General features: G+C 58.1%; 3 protein-coding genes. 2 read left to right on the top strand and 1 reads right to left on the bottom strand.

Going from position 1 to position 2,844, the window contains the following annotated elements:
• The coding region (locus EOA86_RS29090; RefSeq protein ID WP_206630167.1) for a hypothetical protein at positions 1–511 on the top strand (511 nt) is incomplete at its 5' end.
• Here the strand turns inward: EOA86_RS29090 and EOA86_RS29085 are convergent.
• Positions 508–1,662 carry a DNA cytosine methyltransferase gene (locus EOA86_RS29085; RefSeq protein ID WP_091595092.1) on the bottom strand — a complete coding sequence of 385 codons (1,155 nt, stop codon included), beginning with the start codon at positions 1,660–1,662 and terminating at the stop codon, positions 508–510. The genes EOA86_RS29090 and EOA86_RS29085 overlap by 4 nt on opposite strands.
• Positions 1,663–2,218: 556 nt before the next feature.
• Here EOA86_RS29085 and EOA86_RS29080 point away from each other — a divergent pair.
• Positions 2,219–2,844 (top strand): phospholipase D-like domain-containing protein (locus EOA86_RS29080; protein ID WP_245497410.1); only part of this gene is annotated, 626 nt, incomplete at its 3' end.

Genomic DNA, 2,844 nt, shown 5'->3' with positions numbered 1-2,844 from the left:
GTACAACTGCATAGAGTTCGGTTCCCGAGAGGCGTTGGTAGGGCTGCGACAGGAGATCCTGGCAGGCGGTGGCGGCTTTATGGCTCTGAAAGACTACTGGCAGGAAGAGATAGCCCGAGCTCACTTCCGCGACCGGCTCACCCAGGGCGCCAACCACGACAGCCTCATCCGCGACGTGGCCAGGTTCGCGCCTGGGGTCGTGGACTGGAAATCAGACCTGCGCCGTCTGCCGTTTTCCGGAAATGTCGACAACGAGGAATTGCTACGCTTCGTCGCGCGGATCGAAAGCCGATGGCGACCACCGCGATCTTGCCTCGGCGGTTCCGACCTGGTCCTTATAAGACAGATGCGCAACACACTTGCTCATGGCGCCGAGACGTTCGAGACCGTCGGTTCCCAATTCAGCACTCAGGACATTACCGAGAAGTTTCGACGGACAAGGATCTTCATGGTCTCGCTCATTAAGGGGCTTGAGCGCTACAAGACAAGGCAGCACTACCGCCGCGTTTAGGCGGGTACTTCTTCGAGACCGCAGTGGGTCGCCAGTGCTTGCGCGAAGTCTTGGTTCTTAGTTAGCCCACTCTTCATGTAGCGGCGAAGAAATCCCTCGGCGGCGCGGACGGATAATGTCTGTGCATCGTTCAAGCCAAAGCTCGCGATCGAGACGCGGCGTTCGTCTGCCGGTCCTTCACCCGCCCCAGGTATGTAGCGTGAAGTCTGCTTAGGGCCACCCCACGCCGCGTTGTGCTGGGAAAGCGTCTCGGTACCGTGTTCCTGATAGGCAAGGCTGTGGGCTTCCGAGGCCACCAGACGTTGTCCGACCCAGGTCGCCACAGGCACGCTCACAGCGTTGCCAACAAGGCGCCAGCGCCCGCGCTCGCCCTTATTGGTGTCGCGGGCAGCCGCCGTCCAGCCAGCGGGGAAACCTTGAAGGCGTTCCGCATCCTCGATGCCAGGCGTCTGAAACAGTCCAGTTTCCACCGTCCAAATAGCAGGCGGTGAAGGTATGCTTAGGCCGGAGCCCCCTTTTAGGGGTGGTACTGCATCAGGGGTCCAACCCACGCCACGATTGCCCTCAGTCCAGTAAAATCCGATGTTGGCCGCCCAATCGCTTGCGGGCGCTACGCGGTCGATACCGTCGAAGAGGAGGTTTCCGGGGTCACCCTCCAACATGCCGACGATGAAAATGCGCCGGCGTCGATGCGGAAGCCCAAATTCCCGAGTGTCCAGCACGCGGTACGCCCAGCGGTAGCCGCGTTCGGCTAGCTCGGCGGTAACGTACCGTACTGCCTTGCCCTTCTGCAGATTTAGGGAGAACGCAACGTTTTCGAGAACTATAGTATTCGGCTTCTTCGGTGTAGCGTCGAGCAACCTGAACACGTGCGACACCAGCCCGGACTGGCTGCCGTCCAAACCAGCCATCCGTCCAGCTTGACTGAGATCCTGGCAAGGCCAGCCACCGACAAGGGCGTCGCACTTGGGAAGACGAGGCATGGCCGTGACATCGTCGACAAGACTGATCTCCGGAAAGCGGCTTCGCAAGACGGCCTGTGCCGCAGAATCCTTTTCGCACATCAGGGACGTCTTTAGGCCCGCTTTGGCGAAACCCACCTCGAATCCACCAATTCCCGAAAATAGGCTTGCGACGGTCTGATTCGACATGAGATTCTCCGAATCCCTTATCAGTTAACAGAGATCCGTTTCAAACTCGAGAAAATAAATCGCAGCTTGGCTAGCGCCAAGCTGGCCAATATGGCTCGATCGCCCATCTGCGCAGGCAGGGCGAAGGTCGTGTTTCAGGAAAGCCGGGGAATTCACTCAGAGTTCAAGGTAGAACTTTCTAGCCGGTTGGCCCGAAAGCAGGCCTGTTGAAGCGTCTGCTTCGGGTCACGTCACGAAGATACTCGCACCGAATTGAAGGTCCGTTATGGAAGATCCGAGGCCCGAAGCTTCCAGTCCGCTATCGGCCCCAAGAATGACGGGCTGCAATGCGCCATATCGGTCGTATAAAGTGCCCCCATCCGTTCCCGAAAGCCGTCGTCTGTTACCTGGCTCGTGAGCTGCCGGCAGTCTATCCGAGGTTTCGTTACAATTGTCGGCGGACATCTCGAACATCGTTGCAATTGACGCACACGGATATCTATTAGATGGCGGTAAATCGGACGGTAGCCGCTATTCTCGAGACGGCGGATTCTGCCATTGAGGGGGATGTACCGGCATGCGACTCATCCAGAACAAGGCGTCCGATGATCATCGGACCGCTGTCGCCCATGTTTTGGAGGGCGCTGAGCAGATCAGCATCGCCGTCGCCTTCCTAAAAGAGGGTGGCGCACGGATCATCGGGCTGCTCCTAGAGGCACGCCTGAAGCAGGGCGCTAAAATTGAAGCTTTCCTCGGTACTGATTTCTACATCACCGAGCCAAAGGCGCTCGCGCATTTGCTCGCAATAAAGAAGCGGTTCGGGGCCTTCGAAATGTTTCTTGCAAACGGCAAGACCGCAACCTTTCACCCGAAGTCCTATGTCGGACGAAGCGAAGGCCAGGTTCGGTGTCTGATCGGGTCAGCGAACCTCACGACCGGCGCCCTGACAACAAACGATGAAATTTCAATCCTGGCGACCGTGAACTCGGACGAACAACTGTCGTCGGATCTGAAAGTCACCTTTGCCGATTTTCGTGAGAGCGGCAGCTTCCAAGAACTCGATGACCTGGTGCTTGGGCAATATGCCTCGCGACACAAAGACGCCGAGCGATTGCGACGCAAACTTGAGAAAGAGCTCGAAGACAACTTCGCCGCACAGTTCGATCTGCGGCGCTTGAATGGCTGCCTCCGCCAGTACCGCGC

The sequence above is a fragment of the Mesorhizobium sp. M5C.F.Ca.IN.020.32.2.1 genome (assembly GCF_004023105.1).
In the GTDB taxonomy this organism is placed as follows: domain Bacteria; phylum Pseudomonadota; class Alphaproteobacteria; order Rhizobiales; family Rhizobiaceae; genus Mesorhizobium; species Mesorhizobium wenxiniae.
This window is presented reverse-complemented; position numbering and strand designations above follow the sequence as displayed.

Bases quoted from the DNA above. Each gene is read 5' to 3' on its own strand.
- EOA86_RS29085 (WP_091595092.1), bottom strand. From the start codon at position 1,662: ATGTCGAATCAGACCGTCGCAAGCCTATTTTCGGGAATTGGTGGATTC.